This is a genomic window from Alteromonas sp. LMIT006, assembly GCF_024300645.1.
GTDB lineage: Bacteria > Pseudomonadota > Gammaproteobacteria > Enterobacterales > Alteromonadaceae > Opacimonas > Opacimonas immobilis.
In genome coordinates, this window is the sequence record NZ_CP101291.1 from 899,361 (window position 1) to 917,380 (window position 18,020).

General features: G+C 45.6%; 19 protein-coding genes and 1 tRNA gene. 16 read left to right on the plus strand and 4 right to left on the minus strand.

The annotated features are described in order from the left end of the window. Positions 1-146: 146 nt before the first annotated feature. Genes NLG07_RS04210 through folM form a run of 3 tightly spaced genes read right to left on the minus strand, consistent with a single transcriptional unit; the run spans position 147 to position 2,795 of the window. A complete protein-coding gene (locus NLG07_RS04210; protein WP_254856449.1) occupies positions 147-1,037 on the minus strand; it encodes a carbon-nitrogen hydrolase in 891 nt (296 codons plus the stop codon). A 12-nt stretch (positions 1,038-1,049) separates the two neighbouring features. Further along, the gene (locus NLG07_RS04215; protein ID WP_254856450.1) at positions 1,050-2,072 is read right to left on the minus strand and encodes an agmatine deiminase family protein; all 1,023 of its coding nucleotides are present in this window, start codon (positions 2,070-2,072) and stop codon (positions 1,050-1,052) included. A 15-nt stretch (positions 2,073-2,087) separates the two neighbouring features. Continuing rightward, on the minus strand, positions 2,088-2,795 hold the full coding sequence (gene folM / locus NLG07_RS04220; protein ID WP_254856451.1) for a dihydromonapterin reductase: 708 nt from the start codon (positions 2,793-2,795) through the stop codon (positions 2,088-2,090). A gap of 203 nt (positions 2,796-2,998) precedes the next feature. Between folM and folE the strand changes: the two genes are divergently transcribed. The 3 genes from folE (at position 2,999) to NLG07_RS04235 (ending at position 4,783) form a co-directional block, all read left to right on the plus strand. Next, the gene (gene folE / locus NLG07_RS04225) at positions 2,999-3,685 is read left to right on the plus strand and encodes a GTP cyclohydrolase I FolE (protein WP_254856452.1); all 687 of its coding nucleotides are present in this window, start codon (positions 2,999-3,001) and stop codon (positions 3,683-3,685) included. A 90-nt stretch (positions 3,686-3,775) separates the two neighbouring features. Next, positions 3,776-4,213 carry a lipocalin family protein gene (locus NLG07_RS04230; protein ID WP_368501284.1) on the plus strand — a complete coding sequence of 146 codons (438 nt, stop codon included), beginning with the start codon at positions 3,776-3,778 and terminating at the stop codon, positions 4,211-4,213. 66 nt (positions 4,214-4,279) lie between these two features. Next, positions 4,280-4,783 carry a DinB family protein gene (locus tag NLG07_RS04235; RefSeq protein ID WP_254856454.1) on the plus strand — a complete coding sequence of 168 codons (504 nt, stop codon included), beginning with the start codon at positions 4,280-4,282 and terminating at the stop codon, positions 4,781-4,783. Between the two features lie 8 nt (positions 4,784-4,791). On the opposite strand, the gene NLG07_RS04240 is transcribed toward NLG07_RS04235, so the two are convergent. Then, positions 4,792-6,501 carry a lysophospholipid acyltransferase family protein gene (locus tag NLG07_RS04240; RefSeq protein ID WP_254856455.1) on the minus strand — a complete coding sequence of 570 codons (1,710 nt, stop codon included), beginning with the start codon at positions 6,499-6,501 and terminating at the stop codon, positions 4,792-4,794. 136 nt (positions 6,502-6,637) lie between these two features. Here NLG07_RS04240 and pyrC point away from each other — a divergent pair, with 136 nt between their 5' ends. The 13 genes from pyrC (at position 6,638) to rplL (ending at position 17,870) form a co-directional block, all read left to right on the plus strand. Further along, positions 6,638-7,672 carry a dihydroorotase gene (gene pyrC / locus NLG07_RS04245; protein WP_254856456.1) on the plus strand — a complete coding sequence of 345 codons (1,035 nt, stop codon included), beginning with the start codon at positions 6,638-6,640 and terminating at the stop codon, positions 7,670-7,672. Continuing rightward, positions 7,673-9,046, plus strand: a complete 1,374-nt coding sequence (dbpA, locus tag NLG07_RS04250; RefSeq protein WP_254856457.1) for an ATP-dependent RNA helicase DbpA — start codon at positions 7,673-7,675, stop codon at positions 9,044-9,046. A 58-nt stretch (positions 9,047-9,104) separates the two neighbouring features. Continuing rightward, positions 9,105-9,512 carry an MAPEG family protein gene (locus NLG07_RS04255; RefSeq protein ID WP_254856458.1) on the plus strand — a complete coding sequence of 136 codons (408 nt, stop codon included), beginning with the start codon at positions 9,105-9,107 and terminating at the stop codon, positions 9,510-9,512. A 531-nt stretch (positions 9,513-10,043) separates the two neighbouring features. Beyond that, positions 10,044-11,429, plus strand: a complete 1,386-nt coding sequence (gene nhaD, locus NLG07_RS04260) for a sodium:proton antiporter NhaD (protein WP_254856801.1) — start codon at positions 10,044-10,046, stop codon at positions 11,427-11,429. A 114-nt stretch (positions 11,430-11,543) separates the two neighbouring features. After that, the gene (locus NLG07_RS04265) at positions 11,544-12,167 is read left to right on the plus strand and encodes an RraA family protein (protein WP_254856459.1); all 624 of its coding nucleotides are present in this window, start codon (positions 11,544-11,546) and stop codon (positions 12,165-12,167) included. Between the two features lie 75 nt (positions 12,168-12,242). Further along, complete coding sequence (locus tag NLG07_RS04270) at positions 12,243-14,084, plus strand: ABC transporter ATP-binding protein (RefSeq protein WP_254856460.1); 1,842 nt, start codon at positions 12,243-12,245, stop codon at positions 14,082-14,084. Between the two features lie 157 nt (positions 14,085-14,241). Continuing rightward, positions 14,242-14,318, plus strand: a tRNA-Trp gene (locus NLG07_RS04275). 48 nt (positions 14,319-14,366) lie between these two features. Then, entirely contained in the window at positions 14,367-14,747 is a 381-nt protein-coding gene (gene secE / locus NLG07_RS04280) for a preprotein translocase subunit SecE (RefSeq protein ID WP_254856461.1), read from the plus strand. A gap of 3 nt (positions 14,748-14,750) precedes the next feature. Next, positions 14,751-15,284 carry a transcription termination/antitermination protein NusG gene (nusG, locus tag NLG07_RS04285; protein WP_254856462.1) on the plus strand — a complete coding sequence of 178 codons (534 nt, stop codon included), beginning with the start codon at positions 14,751-14,753 and terminating at the stop codon, positions 15,282-15,284. A gap of 207 nt (positions 15,285-15,491) precedes the next feature. Further along, positions 15,492-15,920, plus strand: a complete 429-nt coding sequence (gene rplK / locus NLG07_RS04290; RefSeq protein ID WP_254856463.1) for a 50S ribosomal protein L11 — start codon at positions 15,492-15,494, stop codon at positions 15,918-15,920. Positions 15,921-15,923: 3 nt separating this feature from the next. Next, positions 15,924-16,622 carry a 50S ribosomal protein L1 gene (gene rplA / locus NLG07_RS04295; RefSeq protein ID WP_254856464.1) on the plus strand — a complete coding sequence of 233 codons (699 nt, stop codon included), beginning with the start codon at positions 15,924-15,926 and terminating at the stop codon, positions 16,620-16,622. A gap of 301 nt (positions 16,623-16,923) precedes the next feature. Continuing rightward, positions 16,924-17,442 carry a 50S ribosomal protein L10 gene (gene rplJ, locus NLG07_RS04300; RefSeq protein WP_254856465.1) on the plus strand — a complete coding sequence of 173 codons (519 nt, stop codon included), beginning with the start codon at positions 16,924-16,926 and terminating at the stop codon, positions 17,440-17,442. A 53-nt stretch (positions 17,443-17,495) separates the two neighbouring features. Beyond that, positions 17,496-17,870 carry a 50S ribosomal protein L7/L12 gene (rplL, locus tag NLG07_RS04305; RefSeq protein WP_254856466.1) on the plus strand — a complete coding sequence of 125 codons (375 nt, stop codon included), beginning with the start codon at positions 17,496-17,498 and terminating at the stop codon, positions 17,868-17,870. Positions 17,871-18,020 lie beyond the last annotated feature (150 nt).

The following is an 18,020-nucleotide window of genomic DNA, read 5'->3' on the forward strand; positions in this document are numbered from 1 at the left end:
CTCTCATTTTTCTCAAATCAATACAATTGCGTCAGAGCATGCAGGCATTTAAACAGCCTTAGTATAAGAGGTCTGACACTTAGCGCCTAGAGTGAAGGCGCTTGTCAGGTGATGTTGGTGCGCTGGGGTGAAGCTTGACAGTAACCCTAGTCGCGCCATCTTTTTGTTAGGTCAGCGTAATCATCAATTCTACGGTCACGGAAATACGGCCACCAGCGCTTAACTTGCTCACTGCGAGCGAGGTCGACTTCAACCAACAAGTTTTCCGGAGTGTCGTGAGAGGCTTTGGCTAAGATTTCGCCTTGAGGTCCGGCGACAAAACTCAATCCCCAAAAATCTATGCCGCTTTGACCATGCGGTGCGGTCTCAAATCCGGTTCGGTTTGCTACTACCACCGGTACGTTGTTCGCCACAGCATGGGCACGTTGGATCGTAAACCACGCATCCTGTTGTCGAGCTTGCTCATCGGTTGAATCGTTGCGATCCCAACCAATTGCCGTGGGATAGAATAAAATCTGTGCACCAGCCATCGCCATTAACCGCGCGGCCTCTGGATACCATTGATCCCAACACACTAGTACTCCAAGTTTACCAATGGAGGTTTCGATTGGAGTGAAGCCAAGATCACCTGGAGTAAAATAAAACTTTTCATAAAACCCAGGATCATCTGGGATATGCATTTTGCGATAAATGCCTGCAATGTCAGCACTACAATCGTAAACAACGGCTGTGTTGTGATAAAGCCCAGTGGCGCGCTTTTCAAACATGGATGTAATCAGCACAATGTTGAGCTCGGCGGCTAAGGCACCAAAAAAAAGATGACCTTCGCCTTCAATCGGCTCGGCCAAATCAAACACATCCACTTCTTCAGTCTGACAAAAATACAAGGTGCTGTGTAGCTCTTGGAGCAGGATGCATTGTGCCCCGTCTTTGGCAAGTGCTCTGATCTGCGCGGCAGATTCCGCCCAGTTTTGCTGTTTATCGTTGCCACTGATGGCTTGTTGAACGACGCCGATTTTGACTGTCTGTGCGCTCATGTTTTTGATCTCTTAAACAAATAGGTTGTTGTGTAATACACCTGTCGGCACTTGCATCGAAATACAATGCAAACTGCCATACTGCTCGACTAATACCAAGCAATCAATTGGGACAATATCATAGTTTGGATAGGCTTTGGCTAGTTGTGCTTGAGCCAGTTCATCCTCTGGTTGTTGATACACAGGTGCGAGGACTGCGCCATTGAGAATTAAAAAATTCGCATAGGAAGCGGGTAAGCGCTCACCATCTTTGGCACGTACGTCAGGCAGAGGTAAGTCGATAATCTCATGTTTGGGAAAATGGTGCTGCAATTCAGCGCCAAGAGCATGCAATCCGCTAAAATGAGGGTCAGTTGGACGATTTTCACAGCCTTGATAAATGATCCCTAGATGCGGTGTGAATCGAGCCAAGGTATCAATATGACCATCAGTATCATCCCCTGCCAAATGGCCATGCTCAAGTATCACCGTGCGACTGGCACCCAGTACATCAGCAAAATATTGCTCATACTGTTCCACACTCATATCACCGTTACGCTTTGGGTTACTGAGACAAAACAAGGTACTTAACAAGGTACCATCAGCATCAATTTCTAACGCACCGCCTTCCACAACACACTGTTCGCTATACAAGGGGATCTGTAACAAATCAGCAAGGTATTTGATGTTAACTTGATTGTCCTGAGTGGCGTTGAATTTTTGCCCCCAGCCATTAAATTCAAATTCCAATGCGTGTTTGCGCTTGGGATCCTGCGCATCAGCTAGAGTCAAAAAACCATAATCACGCACCCAGGTGTCATTGTATTTCGCCACAATGATATGCACGTCTGCATTGTCATGGTATAGGGAATTGACGTGTTCTATCTCACTCGGATCGCACAGTAACAAGACCTTAGCGTTGCGCTTGATTATCTCAGTAATGATCTCTTGATAGGTTGATTGCGCCCGAGCTAACCATGCCGCCCAATCGGTATCTCGGTGCGGCCAAGCAAGAATGACAGCTTCTTGTTCGACCCATTCTGGAAGTAATCTCATGTGTTATGCAAACCGTTATTTTAAATGTCTACCGCCGTCTAGGTGCATAGTTTGACCTGTAACGAAATCACTGGCAAATAAAAAATTCATCGCTTTGACCGCCTCACCGGCACCAGGGCAGATTTCGAGTAAAGATTTTTTGAGAGATCGCGCTTTGTACTCATCGCTATCGTGTTCGTTAAACATGAGTAATGCAGGTGCAATAGAATTTACTTTTACTTGTGGCGCTAAGGCCTGGGCAAAGGAAAGTGTTAGATTGTGTAACGCGGCTTTTGAAGCAGAATAGGCGATGTGTTTACTCGACCCTTTGGTTTGCACATAATCCGTCATGTGTATGATATCTGCGCCAGTGGGGTGGGCTAAAAGCAATTTTTTAAGGCCTAAGTTGAGCTGATAGGGCGCGCTGACATGCACCTGCATCATCTTGTTTAGCAGTGCTGGATAATCATCCGTATGTTTTTCGGCATCCCAACCAGAGGCGTTGTGAATAATAGCGCGTAATGACTCACAAGTTTGACTGATGTGCTGAATGAGCGTGGTGATATCTTCGTTGCGAGCAAAATCGCACCGTACCGTCTCAGCACCGGCTTGACGCAACTCCTCTAGAGCCGGGCGTTCACTGCGGTATGTAACAATAACTCGAAAACTTTGTGCCAATAAATCAAGGGCCATGGCAAGTCCCAGCCGTTGCGCACCGCCAGTAATGAGGATTGTGTCTGTCATATCTACTTCCTTTAACTTTATATAATGCGATAAATACACGCCATCACATATGATGCGTTATGTAATGGGTTAGTGTATACTATGCAGGTTGCTTGTAATATAGATACGTATCTATATTAACAAAGGTTATTTTTATTTTTACTAAACCAAAATAGCGATTTGTTCCGTATATAGCGGTACAAATACAAAAATGGAACATTCAAATGTTAGCAAAAGAAGCAGTTGTGGTTCGTGATGGAGTAGAACTCGCGATTACAAAAGAAGCTGCCCTTGTCAGACAAGCCCTGATTGACGCTGGCCTTGAAACCCCAATGGTTGAAAACGGTTTGTCAGACGAGCAAAAACGCACTCAGATTCAACAGCACATGACCCAAATCATGGACGTCCTCGGCTTGGATCTGGAAGACGACAGTTTGTGTGATACGCCTAAACGTATCGCCAAAATGTATGTGGATGAGATATTTTCTGGTTTAGACTATCGCAAATTCCCTAAAATCACTCAGATCGAAAACAAGATGTCGATCGAGCAACCTGTGCAAGTAACCGATATTTCCCTCACCAGCACTTGCGAGCATCATTTTGTGACGATCGATGGCACAGCATCCGTTGCTTACATTCCTAAACAAACTGTCATTGGGTTGTCCAAAATTAATCGCTTAGTGGCGTTTTTCGCCCAGCGGCCGCAAGTCCAAGAACGTCTGACGCAACAGGTCATGGTGGCCTTGCAAGCACTTACTGGCACACAAGATGTGGCGGTTTCAATCAATGCCACGCACTATTGCGTGAAAGCTCGTGGTATCAAAGACAGCAACTCATACACTAAAACATCCTCTCTGGGTGGCGTATTCTTGTCCGACCCGGAGATGCGTCGAGAGTTCTTTGAAGCGTAACACCGTTCAATACAGACGATGCGCTTAATTCCTTTATTATTACTTTTATTTCTTTCGGCATGCACCAGTGTGCCGGAAGGCATCACGCCGGTGCAAAATTTTGATAAATCTCGGTATCTAGGTACTTGGTATGAGATTGCTCGTCTTGATCATTCATTTGAACGGGGGTTAGAGCAAATCAGTGCAACCTACACAGTGCGAGAGGATGGTGGAATCGACGTGCTTAATCGCGGATTTCATGTTGTCGATGGTGTCTGGAATGAAGCTATTGGCAAAGCGTATTTTGTTGATTCAGAGGATGTGGGGCATCTTAAAGTGTCGTTTTTTGGCCCGTTTTACGCAAGCTACGTCATTATGGCACTTGACCCAGATTACCAGTGGGCGCTCGTGACAGGGCCGAATCGTGATTATTTTTGGATTTTGTCGCGTACCCCATCTTTATCAGAAACTACGCTGATAATGCTACTTGAACAAGCTAAACATAAAGGCTATCCCGTGCAAGAGCTGATATACGTGCACCACGATTGAAATATTCTTGGCACAAGCAAGGTCTAGGTGTTAGTCTAAACATGAGACTGATAAATAAGGATTTGCATGCTCAAGAGTCACCTGGAAGTCATTGACCAAGCCATCAGTTTGCTAAACGAACTTGATCACAATAGTTTCACCCAAGTGTTATCCCCCTATTTTAGTGGCTCCATCGGTCAACATTTGCGGCATGTGATTGACCACTATGACAATCTTTTTGCAGGACTAGCGGAAGGATTTGTGAACTACAACCAACGCAAACGCTTTTGCTCTGTGGAAAAGTCACTAGAGGCATGCAGCCAAGCTTTATATAACATTCGGTCCAAAATTAACGCGTTAACCTCCACCCAATTGTCTGAAACATTGTCTATTTTGACTGAAATTTCTATCTCTGAGCAAGACGATGCCTTGGTTGAATCAAACTTTGAACGAGAGTTAGTATTCGCATCTTCTCACGCTATTCATCATTATGCGTTGATCAAGATTATTCGCCAAATGCAACATGCTACTGTGCCCCCTGAGTTTGGCTATGCCCCCTCCACGTTAACTTACCTAGAACGCAAAATGTAGGATAAGCCTTAATCGGCCAACACCTTCCCTAAGTATCGTTTTTGGACTCGCTCTGGGATTTGTCGTAGATCCACACTGAGCAATAATCCAGGAGTATGATTAAAGCTTGTATCGATGCCCAACGCATGGAACTTTGCTCCCAGTTTCTGATATTGCTTGGCCAGTACAGGTAAGCCTTTGCCGTCTACCTCGAGGCATTTTAAGAAATCCTCCACCACATCTCGCAGACCATATTTGTCATGATACGCTTTGAGTTGTGGATGTAACGCAAATGGAAAGTGATTGCGCGGAATCACATGCTCTGGTGCATCAATTAAACCGTGCTCAATGATGCTGACGCTTTGAGGCCGGTAAAGCTTACTGATACTGACTGTGCCATATAGTACTTGGTATTGAGGAAATGCGTTGGCAAATTCTCCGATACCACGCCAGAGCATAAACAACCCTTGGGGTGAGCGTTGGTATTCGGGAATGATAAAGGAACGCCCCATTTCTAAACAGGGTTGCTGGCGATTGGCAAAGTCGGGCGCGAACTCAAACATTTTGTGCAGATACAATCCCTCAAGCCCTTTATCTGCTTGCAATACATCGGTACGACCCATGCGATACGCGCCAATAATGCGTTGTTCGGTGTTATGCCACACATATAGGTGGGTGTAAGTCGCATCAAAATCATCGGTATCTCTTGGTTCACCACTGCCTTCGTTGTGCATGCGAAACACACGTTCACGCAACATTGCAATTTCATCTACGATTTGAGGCGTCTGCGCTTGCATCGACCAATACACCGTAAATTCTCCAACTGTAGCGAGTGCTTGCTCAGATGGCAGCCCTTGTAGTTCTTTGAATAACTGTTCAGGGGGAGTGGGGGCGGCAAGGGCTTTGTGAGAGGTTACCGTATCTGCTGGCCAAGTGTAGTCCCAACGTGAATCGTTAGCATAGCTCAATGCCCGAGCCAGCGCAGCGCCTTGTTCTTGATCCGCTAAAGTGGGCAGTTTGATGGCTCTGCCACAGTCAATCTGTATGGTTCTATTGCGATTGGCCAGTAACTCTCTGGCGAGCATCAGTAAGCGGAAGCGATAGTAAATTCGGCCTAAACGATAAAATAGAGGACGATTAAAGCCCTGAACAAATATCGGCACAAACTGCGCGTTGGCTTTTTGTGTGAGCGAGTAGACCAGCTTGTTCCAGTCGTGTTCGATAATGCTTTTGTACCTGGATTGATAGTATGACACACGACCGGCTGGAAAAATTAATAATGCATTACCTTGTTTCACATGACGCAACGCTTGCCGGATGCTTGGCGCGTTTTTGGGATCGTTCTGTTTAAGTGGATTCGTAAAGATAAAATAATCTTCTAATTCACTGAATACTTTTAGCGCTCGGTTAGCAAAGACTTGCAAATCAGGGCGTTTTTGACTGATAAGACGTGCCAATATCACCCCCTCGATGCCACCAAAAGGATGATTGCTGGCGATAACGACAGGGCCTTCAGCGGGAATTTGCTCAAGTAATGTTTCGGCTTGAGCAATATCAATCCCTTGTATCTCAAGCAGTTTGTCGGCAAACGCTTCTTTACTTAAACCTGCCATTTGGTGTGCTTGATACAGTTTGTCCATCTTAGCAATGCCCAACAGCTTATCCAGTAATGTGAGTAAGGGTTTATGCCACCAAGCAGGCTTAGATATGAGATTGAGGGAGCTGATACGTTCGGTCACGAGTGCAATATATCCTTATTTTTGATAGTAGACCTGCATGAGATTTAGATTATTCGTAAACAATACGAAATTAAAGCAGTTTTTTGAGATTTCTGGCATACTATGCGCGTTTTAGTTTGATGAATAAAGGTTTTGTATGCAACGTTTAACCATAACCACTCCTGATGATTGGCACTTACATTTTCGTGATGCTGCCATGCTCGAAGAAACGGTACCGGCAACTGCACGCTGTTTTCGTCGAGCGATTGTCATGCCAAACCTTGTTCCACCTGTAGTAAATGCTGAGCAAGCACTAGCTTACAAAGATCGCATTATGGCGAATGTGGGCGAGTATACTGATTTTGAGCCATTGGTGACTTTGTATTTGACGAACACCACAACCCCTGAAGATATCAAAGAAGCTAAAGCTGCAGGCATTGTTGCCTCTAAACTGTATCCAGCGGGTGCGACCACTAACTCAGATGCTGCTGTGAAAGGTATTGAAGCGTTGTATCCAGTGTTTCAAACCATGAGCGATGTCGGTATGTTGTTACTTATTCACGGTGAAGTCACTGAAAATCACATTGATATTTTTGACCGCGAAGCCGAGTTTATCGAACGTCATTTACAACATATTGTGGCAGCGTTCCCAGATTTGAAAATTGTCTTTGAACACATTACCACTGCTGATGCTGCTGATTTTGTCCTAGCATGTGGTGATAATGTCGCGGCGACTATTACGCCACAACACTTGATGCTCAATCGCAACGATTTGTTAGTCGGTGGGATTAAGCCGCATAACTATTGTTTACCTGTGCTTAAGCGCAACATTCACCAACAGCGTTTGCGCGAAGTGGTGGCCTCGGGTTCATCAAAATTTTTCTTAGGCACTGACTCTGCACCACACGAAAAACACAAAAAAGAATCCGCCTGTGGCTGCGCCGGTTGTTACTCAGCTTGGAGCGCACTAGAGCTCTATGCGCAAGTCTTTGAAGAACTCGATGCATTAGATAAATTGGAAGGCTTCGCCTCACACTACGGCCCAGATTTTTATGGGTTACCGCGTAACACCGGCACTGTCACGTTGGTCAAAGATGAATGGCAAATCCCCGCTGAAATCAAATTGCCTACTGGTGATGATATCGTGCCATTCATGGGTGGTCAGCCTTGCCAATGGCGTTTGGAAAAATAAATGAAATTTAATGCACTGGCCTTGCGCCCTGAATTGTTAGAGGGCGTTGCCCAGTTAGGCTACGAAACCGCAACCGACATACAGGCAAGTACATTGCCGCTGATGCTGGATGGCAAAGATGTGTTGGCACAAGCCAAAACGGGCAGTGGTAAAACCGCCGCGTTTGCGCTTGGCGTTCTAAACGATTTGGATGCAGAATCAACCTATACCCATGCGCTGGTGTTGTGTCCAACCCGAGAGCTCGCCGATCAAGTAGCAGAGCAAATGCGTTTACTAGCGAAGCGCATCGATAATGTCAAAATCACCTGCCTATATGGCGGTGTGCCGATGCCAGGACAAATCGCTACCCTAAGGCATCGTCCGCACATTATCGTGGGCACACCAGGTCGGGTGATGGATCATTTGCTCAAACATCGCGTGCATTTAAAACAGCTCAAGCATCTGGTGTTGGATGAAGCCGATCGTATGCTCGATATGGGGTTTGCTGATGAATTGGAGGTGATTTTTGGCAAATTGCCCGCCAAACGTCAAACTGCACTGTTCTCGGCAACGTACCCTGATACGATTGCTGCCATCAGTGAATCGATACAACACAACCCACACAAAGTCGTGGTAGAAACCCACCATCAAGCTCACAAAATAGAACAAGTCGCTTACAAAGTCTTGCCACATGTGCGTGACCAAGCAGTAGCGACCATACTGAGTCACTATCAAGCGCAATCGGCTATCGTGTTTTGTGCGACCAAAGCGGAAACCTTTGCTTTGACGCAATTTTTGCAGGGTAAAAGCATTTCCGCAGTCGCACTCAATGGTGATATTGAGCAGCGCGAACGCACCCAAGTTTTAACGCGTTTTGCGCATCGCTCCGCTCTGGTTTTAGTGGCCACGGATGTCGCGGCACGTGGCTTGGATATTGATGCAGTCGAGTTAGTGATTAATTATTCGTTAGGTGAAGAGCTTGATACCTATATTCACCGAGTTGGACGCACGGGGCGTGGCGATGCGACTGGACGTGCAGTGACATTGGTCACCGATGACGAATTGGGCTTGTTGCGTCGCACCGCGGATCATGCTCAAGTGGTGTTAAAGCCCAAAGGTATTGAGTCGTTGCGCTTTCATGCGAATCGCATTGCAGAGCCGGAATATGTCACGTTGAGTATTGATGGCGGTAAACGGCAAAAACTTCGTCCAGGCGATATCCTAGGATCACTGACCAAAGAAGCTGGCATTCCGGGTGAAGATATTGGCAAAATCAATGTGACCAACCAAGTATCGTTCATTGCAGTCAAAATACGCAGTGTGAAACGCGCGCTATCTCAGTTGCGAGAAGGCAAAATCAAAGGCAAGAAGTTTCGAGCAAGGCGCTGTGTGTGAAATTTATCTAGCCGATCCCCGTTCAAATACGCTAGCATAAAAGAAAAAAGGAAATCTCATGACTCATACTCACATTGCTTTTTTGACCTACATCGCCCTAATCCTATTATTTTTACTGGTTTTGGCTGGGTATCGCACTTATCTAGGACTGACCAAACAAGTTAAATCGTTAAGATTTGCTTCCGATGGTTCTGGTGTACCAGAATTAGGCTATCGTTTAACTCGAGTGCATGCTAATGCAATGGAATGTTTTCCCTTTATCGGTGGGTTGTTGATTTATGCCATTGCCACAGGGAATACTGACATCACAGACGGATTGGCCATGATAGTGATTTATGCTCGGATAGCGCAGTCGTTGATTTTAGCAATATCCACCAGTAACTTAGCGGTTCAGTTGCGTTTTGCAACGTTTTTGGTGCAGTTCGGGATCTGTGTTTATTGGACATATATGTTCTTGCATGGGTAGATTTGCATAGCTAATCCAAAAGTCTTCTTGCACTTTTCATGTGTAGGCATATATTAGCTAAATGAAAGCCCCATTAGTTTTACTCCTCCTCATGTTCGGTCTGCTGTCAAATTTGGCGGCAGTTCATTCGCATGAACAAATAACTCTGCAAAATGACGCTTTTCAGCACACGAATCTGAGCCTCGAACAAACTCACGATGGTGATGATGAACTACACCTCTTAACAACATCTGTTGGGTGCACGCAAGCGCAATTTTGTACTTGCCACTCGTTTGTTACAAAATCACTCTGTTCAGTTACAAAAAAGCTATACCAAGCGCGAGCTCCCCCTCAAAGCCGTTAGTTTTCGAAGCCATTTATTTTTAACTTAACTTTTTTCGAGGTTGGCGTTATGAACAGGCATTAAGCATTCGCTAAATGAAATGTTAAGACCAACCTAAGGCGCGCTCGATGTCGTTTGGGTAGCGCCTGTTTACTTCCATATAAGAGAGAACTTTCGTGAAACGTTTATTATTACTGGCATGTATTGGGATGCCATGTGTTGCTATGGCGAGTGAGCCGGGCAGTATCGAATTGACCCATTCAGCCTATGGTCTGATAGCTGTTATTATTTTTGGTTTGGCCTATATGCTAGTGATTGCAGAAGAATATCTGCATTTAAGTAAATCCAAACCCGTGTTGGTGGTGGCAGGGGTAATATGGCTGATGCTTGGCTGGGTGTATTCTCAGCAAGGGCTCGCTGTCGAAGCGCAAGTCGCCTTTAATCACAACCTGCTTGAATACGCTCAACTACTGTTATTTTTGCTAGTCGCGATGACTTATATTAATGCATTAGAGGAACGTGGCTTGTTTAATACCCTCAAAGTCTATTTGGAAAACAAAGGCTTGAGTTTGCGAGGTTTATTTTGGGTAACAGGTGTCTTGGCGTTTGCTATTTCTTCATTTGCTAATAATCTCACCACTGCGATGTTGATGTGTGCCATCGTAATGAATGTGGCGGCTCATGATCGCAAATTCATTGCGTTAGCTTGTGTCAATATTGTTGTGGCTGCAAACGCGGGTGGAACGTTCAGTCCATTTGGTGATATTACGACTTTGATGATTTGGCAGTCGGGAAAAGTACAGTTTGCAGAGTTTTTTGTGTTAGTCCTACCGGCAATAGTGAATTTTGTTGTGCCGGCTGTGATTTTGAGTATTTTTATCAACAACACTGCGATTGTTGCGAGTCATGAAGTGACATTACCCATGAAGCGTGGCGCAAAACGCATTTTCTTCATGTTCCTACTGACGATTGCTACAGCTGTTATCTGTCACAGTCTATTCGGTATGCCCCCAGTGCTTGGCATGATGTTTGGCTTATCCTACCTCAAATTTACAGGGTATTATTTGCGCCAAAGCTTACCCAGATCCTTAGACAAAAAGCGCCAAAAAGCCACAGAGCAAAACGATTTACAAGCCTTAGAACGATTGGGTAACGTTGTGCCATTTGATGTGTTTTCCAATATTGCGCGCGCTGAATGGGATACGCTCATGTTTTTTTACGGTATTGTCATGGCGGTCGGTGGACTTGGCTTTATGGGGTATTTACACCTTGTTTCAGAAGTCGTGTATGTCAATTGGGAGCCGACGTACGCCAATATTGCCGTCGGTTTGATGTCCGCGATAGTTGATAACATTCCTGTGGTATTTGCGGTGTTGGCGATGAACCCGATGATGGATGTGAACCAATGGTTACTCGTGGCATTGACTGCGGGTGTGGGAGGTTCATTACTGTCGATTGGCTCTGCAGCCGGTGTGGCTTTGATGGGACAAACCAAAGGGATATATTCGTTTGGCTATCATCTAAAGTGGAGTTGGGCGATAGGACTCGGCTACGTGGCATCCATTGTCACACATCTAGTGTTAAATGGAGTCTAACTTAATTTGTGGTCTCCTCACCCGAAGCAATGTGAGTTTTTGATAATACCTAAGTCATATTACCTTTAGCGCACTATTTGGTTAGGCTAACCTTTTGCGCTCAAGGCACCAACAATGACACACCCTACCTATTCCCGATTTACCGATGTATCCACGTGCGACCTGGCGGATGCACTGCCACGCTCTCAGTTTATTGCCTCGCCAATCACTCCGTTGTGGCCGGATATGCCACGATTTGCAGGGCGAGCTTACACCGTAAAATGCGCTCCGGGCGATCATCTGATGGTGCATGTGGCAATCTATGAAGCACAACCTGGCGATATCTTGGTGATCCAAGCCGATCCTGAATTTGCCGTGTCAGGCGGCAATGTGTGCGCGATTGCTCAGCGCAATGGAATCACTGGATTTGTGGTGGAAGGCGTGGTGCGCGATATCGATGAGGTGCGAGAATTACAATTTCCTATTCACGGTTTGGGGATCTGTCCAAAACCAGGCGCTAAAAAAGTCTATGAGCCAAATGGTGCGCCAGTCCAGTTACAAGGAGTGACAGTCAATACTGGTGACATCATTGTGGCCGATAATGATGGAGTGGCGGTGATCCCGCAAGCCCGAGCGGAAGAAGCGTTGGCGATTGCGATAAAGCGCCGAGACAAAGACGCATCTCAGACCTTAGATGAGTGGCAAGCCAATCACAAAGCGAATGTAGACGTAATTGTCAGAAACCTCAGGTTAGAATAATACGCTACCAAAAACTTGAAGCTTCCATCACTTAACTCCATAATGTGAAACGATTTTTATTCTCTAGGTTATTGCATGTTTAAGTGGTTCGAGAGCCTCGTCCAACCCTATCCCCAAGACGTCCCAAGTCAACCGCCGACCTCGCTGTATGCCTTTTGTGTGCATTACACCAAAGGCGTGTGGCCGGTGATTTTTGCCGTGTCTTGTCTGGCCGCTTCGGTGGCTATCTTCGAAGTCATGCTATTTGGCTATATGGGCCAGTTAGTCGATTGGTTTGCCACGCGCGACCCACAAACCTTTGTACAGGAAGAATCCGAATCTTTGTGGCGGATGGCATTGGTCATATTGTTACTGTTGCCCTGTTTAGTAGTCATTCAATCCATGCTGATCCATCAGTCTCTATTGGGCAATTATCCCATGCGCATTCGCTGGTTAGCGCATCGCTATGTGTTGCAACAATCGCTGTCGTATTTTCAGGATGAGTTTGCCGGACGTGTGGCCACAAAAGTCATGCAAACCGCGCTGGCCGTGCGCGAGACAGTTCTTAAATTACTCGATTTAATGGTGTATATCAGCGTCTATTTTATTTCGATAGTGGTGTTGGTATTTGCGGTAGATTGGCGTTTGGCCGTGCCTTTTTTGCTCTGGCTGGTGGTATATGTTGGAATCTTGCGTGTTATTTTACCGCGTCTAAAAGAGGTCTCCAAAAAACAAGCCGATGCGCGTTCGATCATGACCGGACGCATTGTCGATGCCTACACAAATATCTCGACGGTTAAGTTATTTTCGCATTCATCGCGAGAGGCAACTTACGCCAAAGAAGGTATGGATGGATTTTTGCAAACGGTGCATCCTCAAATGCGCTTGGTCACGGTGTTATATGGGTGTGTGTGGTACTCCAATGCGCTATTGGTGTTCGCGGTAACCGCAATTTCTATCTATCTGTGGACAAAGGGGATTGTCACAGGTGGGGATGTGGCGATCGGCGTCAGTTTGGCTTTACGCCTAAATGGCATGAGTCAGTGGATCATGTGGGAAGTGTCCTCTATTTTTGAGAATCTCGGCACGGTACAAGATGGCATTAATTCATTAGCTGTCCCTGTTAACGTAGAAGACAAAGCCGATGCACAACCCCTTGCCATCAAAGGCGGACAAATCAATTTTAAGAATGTAAATTTTGCGTATCAGGCGCAAAACGGCAATCATATTCAAGTATTTGACAATCTAAATCTCGACATCAAAGCTGGCGAAAAAGTCGGCATCGTTGGTCGTTCTGGTGCCGGTAAATCGACGTTAGTGAATTTGCTGTTGCGCTTTTACGATATCCAAAACGGCACCATATCGGTAGATGGGCAGTCGGTGACCCAGCTACAACAAGAATCGTTACGCGCAAAAATCAGTATGGTCACGCAAGACACGTCGTTAATGCATCGCAGTGTACGCGATAATGTGATTTATGGCAGAGACGATGCAACGGAAGAAGACATGATCAAAGCGGTCAAGCAAGCTGAAGCATTTGAGTTTATTCAACAACTTAGCGATGCAAAAGGGCGAACTGGCTTTGATGCACACGTTGGCGAGCGCGGGGTCAAACTCTCGGGAGGACAACGACAACGCATTGCCATTGCACGGGTGATGTTAAAAGATGCGCCGATTTTGATTTTGGATGAAGCGACGTCCGCCTTAGACTCCGAAGTGGAAGCGGCCATACAAGAGTGCTTGGATAAAATCATGGAAAACAAGACAGTTCTGGCGATTGCCCACCGCTTATCGACGATTGCGCAAATGGATCGTTTAATCGTCCTCGACCAAGGGCGCATTGTCGAGTCCGGTACTCATTCTGAACTTTTGGCATTAGGCGGTATTTATGCCAAATTATGGGAGCATCAGACAGGTGGGTTCTTGGGGCTAGATTAGATGGAACCAAATTAAAGTTTGAAACCTTGCTTCAGATGGGTATAATACGCGTCCCTTCATTGTTCTTCCCCATCTGATTTAACTGGAAAGCGCAATCGAAGTGTATCTGAATTTTGTCGGTTTGCGTCAGTTTATAAGCGGTGCAAACCAAGAATTTAGGGGCGTAGTTCCAATTGGTAGAACAGCGGTCTCCAAAACCGATGGTTGGGGGTTCGAATCCCTCCGCCCCTGCCACTTTTATATGCATAGCGCCGCGATGTGAGCGTTATATAAGGGTTTAACATGAGTGAAACGGTAGAAAATCAATCATCCAGTGCATTGGATACGTTCAAATGGCTAATTGTGTTTGCTTTGTTAGCAGGCTTGGTTGCTGGTAACCATTATTTTGAGCAAGCATCAGTACTGTATCGTGCGTTAGCAGCAGTTGCTGTTGTGGTTGTGGCAGGCTTTATTGCGGCGACGACTATGAAGGGAACCCGTTTTTTGGCGTTTGCCAAAGATTCACGTACTGAAGTGCGCAAAGTGGTTTGGCCATCGCGTCAAGAAGCAACGCAGACGACCTTAATTGTATTGGTTGCAACGTTAGTTATGGCGCTTATCTTATGGGGACTTGACGGTATCATTGTTCGTCTAGTTGGTTTCGTTACTGGAATTGGGATCTAAATCATGGCTAAACGTTGGTACGTCGTTCAAGCGTTCTCAGGTTATGAGCAGCGCGTGCAAAAAACATTATTAGAGCACATCAAGACACATGAGATGGAAGAGCACTTTGGCGAAATCCTGGTGCCGACCGAAGAAGTCGTCGAGATGCGCGCAGGCCAAAAGCGTAAATCTGAGCGCAAATTTTTCCCTGGGTATGTTCTAGTTGAGATGGACATGAATGAAGATTCATGGCACTTAGTTAAATCAGTGCCTCGCGTATTGGGTTTTATTGGCGGCACCTCTGACCGTCCAATGCCAATCAGCAAAAAAGAAGCGGATGCGATTTTGAATCGCTTAGAAGAAAACGTGGATTCGCCGAAACCGAAAACCATGTTCGAGCCTGGCGAAGTGGTTCGTGTTACCGAAGGCCCGTTTGCCGACTTCGAGGGTACCATCGAAGAGGTGGATTACGAGAAGAGCCGCTTGAAGGTTTCAGTATTGATCTTCGGTCGTTCAACACCGGTCGAATTAGAGTTTGGTCAAGTCGAAAAGAACTAGGCTAAAACCGAGATAAACGAAAACCACCTACGGGTGGTTTTTTGTATACCGCGTTTTGATCAAAAATAAGTCAATTTTCTGACAATGTGTATTTACATACAGTTAGAGATGGACTATAATCCGCGTCCCTTTATTTGCGTGGGGAGCCTGTGACCTAGTTATTCTCAATAGCTACGAGGCGCGCAACCCACATACGAGAGAGAAACAATGGCTAAGAAAATTTCTGGCTTAATTAAGCTACAAGTCGGCGCTGGCGCTGCAAATCCATCACCACCTGTTGGTCCTGCACTAGGTCAGCACGGTGTGAACATCATGGAATTCTGTAAAGCGTTCAACGCTAAAACAGAAAGCCTAGAAAAAGGCGCTCCAGTTCCTGTTGAAATTACGGTTTATGAAGATCGTTCTTTCACATTCATCACCAAGACTCCTCCTGCGTCATTCTTATTGAAAAAAGCAGCAGGCATCAAGAGCGGTTCAGGTCGTCCAAATACTGAGAAAGTCGGTACTGTGACACGTGCGCAATTAGAAGAAATTGCAAAAACCAAAGAACCTGATCTAACTGCAGCAAGCTTAGACGCAGCTGTTAACACCATTGCTGGCTCTGCGCGCAGCATGGGCTTGAATGTAGAGGGCTAAGTCATGGCAAAATTATCTAAGCGCATGCGCGCAATTCGCGAAAAAGTAGACGCGAACAAAGAATACCAACTGAACGAAGCTGTTGCATTATTAAAAGAATTTGCAACCGCAAAATTCGCAGAAAGTGTTGACGTTGCTGTAAACCTTGGCATCGACGCTCGTAAATCTGACCAAAATGTTCGTGGTGCAACGGTATTACCACACGGTACGGGTAAAGACGTACGTGTTGCAGTGTTTACTCAAGGCGCTAATGCAGAAGCAGCAAAAGAAGCGGGTGCTGACATTGTGGGTATGGAAGACTTAGCGGAACAAGTTAAGAAAGGCGAAATGAACTTTGACGTTGTTGTTGCATCTCCTGATGCGATGCGTGTTGTGGGTCAATTAGGTCAAATCTTAGGTCCTCGTGGTCTAATGCCTAACCCTAAGACTGGCACGGTTACTCCTGATGTAGCGACTGCGGTTAAGAACGCGAAGTCTGGTCAGGTACAATATCGTAACGACAAGAACGGTATTATCCATGCAAGCATTGGTAAGATTGCTTTTGAAGAAGCCGCAATTGCTGGCAACTTAGAGGCATTGCTTGAAGCATTGAAGAAAGCGAAGCCTTCTTCTGCAAAAGGTACATACATCAAGAAAGTTAGCTTATCCACCACTATGGGTGCGGGCGTTACTTTAGACCAAGCGTCTTTAGGCCTTAAATAAGTTAAGTTTCAACCTGTCATCTTCGATGACGTCTCTGAAATAGGTTATGGGTTGGAGCTTTTTATCAACAGTGTTGATATCAAGTTCCCGTCCAAGACCGTAGGCGAGGTCAGTGTTAGAGGTAAGAGACCTAACACATAACTGGCTTCTTAATTCATGCCTACGCAGACGGTGGTACGGACTCAGACTCTCTGGGATAACGAACACCGTAGAGCGGTACAAAATACCTTAGGTGTGGCGTATCAATCTGTGAATCCTACAAAGGCTTTCGAGCTGGCGTAGTAACAAAGAGGTGAACTCAGTGGCACTAGGTTTAGCAGCAAAAAAAGAGATTGTAGCAGAAGTATCTGACGTTGCGTCTCAAGCTCTATCCGTTGCCGTCGCTGAATACCGTGGGATGGAAGTAGCTGAGTTAACAGATTTACGTATTAAAGCTCGTGAACAAGGCGTTTATCTAAAGGTTATTCGTAACACTTTAGCAAAGCGTGCACTTGCTGACAGTAAATTTGCTGACCTAGACAGCGCTTTAACTGGTCCTCTAATTTATGGTTTCTCTATCGAAGCACCAGGCGGTGCGGCGCGTCTTTTCAAAGACTACGCTAAGGGTAACGATAAGTTAAAGGTCACAGCGTTATCGATTGGTAGCGGTTTATTGGGTCCAGAGAAATTGGACGCAGTAGCTTCACTACCGACTCGCGACGAAGCGTTGGCGAAACTTCTTGCAACCTTCAAAGCACCGGTTGGCAAATTCGTTCAAACTATCAACGAAGTACCTACCAAATTTGTGCGTGTATTGGCGGCGATCAAAGACGAAAAATAATTTTCTCTTTGGCAATAATTTATTTTTAACATACAACCCAGGAGTTTAGAGAAATGGCTCTAACTAAAGATGATATCTTAAACGCGATTGCTGAAATGCCAGTTATGGAATTGGTAGAGTTAATCGAAGCAGCTGAAGAGAAATTCGGCGTAGAAGCTACTGCAGCAGTTGCTGTAGCAGCAGGTCCTGCTGCAGCTGCTGAAGCAGCTGAAGAGCAAACTGAATTTGACGTTGTCCTAGCGGGCATCGGTGGCAACAAAGTTGCTGTTATCAAAGCAGTTCGCGGCGCAACTGGCCTTGGCTTGAAAGAAGCTAAAGAGTTAGTTGAGTCTGCTCCAAAAGCAATCAAAGAAGGCGTAAGCAAAGAGGAAGCTGAAGAATTAGCGAACACTCTTAAAGAAGCTGGCGCTGAAGTTGAAGTTAAGTAATTAACCTTACTTAGCTTGCCAGAAATGGCAAAAGCAGGTGAATATTTGTTCACCTGCTTTTTTGCGCTATAGACATTTGAGATTTTGCTGCTTTTGTCTTAGTCTATATAACGGCGCAACACAATTTTTCTAAGTAGAAAAATATCAATA

Coding starts and splice junctions, on each gene's coding strand:
- NLG07_RS04210 (WP_254856449.1), bottom strand. CDS start 1,037: ATGAGCGCACAGACAGTCAAAATCGGCGTCGTTCAACAAGCCATCAGT.
- NLG07_RS04215 (WP_254856450.1), bottom strand. CDS start 2,072: ATGAGATTACTTCCAGAATGGGTCGAACAAGAAGCTGTCATTCTTGCT.
- folM (WP_254856451.1), bottom strand. CDS start 2,795: ATGACAGACACAATCCTCATTACTGGCGGTGCGCAACGGCTGGGACTT.
- folE (WP_254856452.1), top strand. CDS start 2,999: ATGTTAGCAAAAGAAGCAGTTGTGGTTCGTGATGGAGTAGAACTCGCG.
- NLG07_RS04235 (WP_254856454.1), top strand. CDS start 4,280: ATGCTCAAGAGTCACCTGGAAGTCATTGACCAAGCCATCAGTTTGCTA.
- pyrC (WP_254856456.1), top strand. CDS start 6,638: ATGCAACGTTTAACCATAACCACTCCTGATGATTGGCACTTACATTTT.
- dbpA (WP_254856457.1), top strand. CDS start 7,673: ATGAAATTTAATGCACTGGCCTTGCGCCCTGAATTGTTAGAGGGCGTT.
- NLG07_RS04255 (WP_254856458.1), top strand. CDS start 9,105: ATGACTCATACTCACATTGCTTTTTTGACCTACATCGCCCTAATCCTA.
- nhaD (WP_254856801.1), top strand. CDS start 10,044: ATGCCATGTGTTGCTATGGCGAGTGAGCCGGGCAGTATCGAATTGACC.
- NLG07_RS04265 (WP_254856459.1), top strand. CDS start 11,544: ATGACACACCCTACCTATTCCCGATTTACCGATGTATCCACGTGCGAC.
- NLG07_RS04270 (WP_254856460.1), top strand. CDS start 12,243: ATGTTTAAGTGGTTCGAGAGCCTCGTCCAACCCTATCCCCAAGACGTC.
- secE (WP_254856461.1), top strand. CDS start 14,367: ATGAGTGAAACGGTAGAAAATCAATCATCCAGTGCATTGGATACGTTC.
- nusG (WP_254856462.1), top strand. CDS start 14,751: ATGGCTAAACGTTGGTACGTCGTTCAAGCGTTCTCAGGTTATGAGCAG.
- rplK (WP_254856463.1), top strand. CDS start 15,492: ATGGCTAAGAAAATTTCTGGCTTAATTAAGCTACAAGTCGGCGCTGGC.
- rplA (WP_254856464.1), top strand. CDS start 15,924: ATGGCAAAATTATCTAAGCGCATGCGCGCAATTCGCGAAAAAGTAGAC.
- rplL (WP_254856466.1), top strand. CDS start 17,496: ATGGCTCTAACTAAAGATGATATCTTAAACGCGATTGCTGAAATGCCA.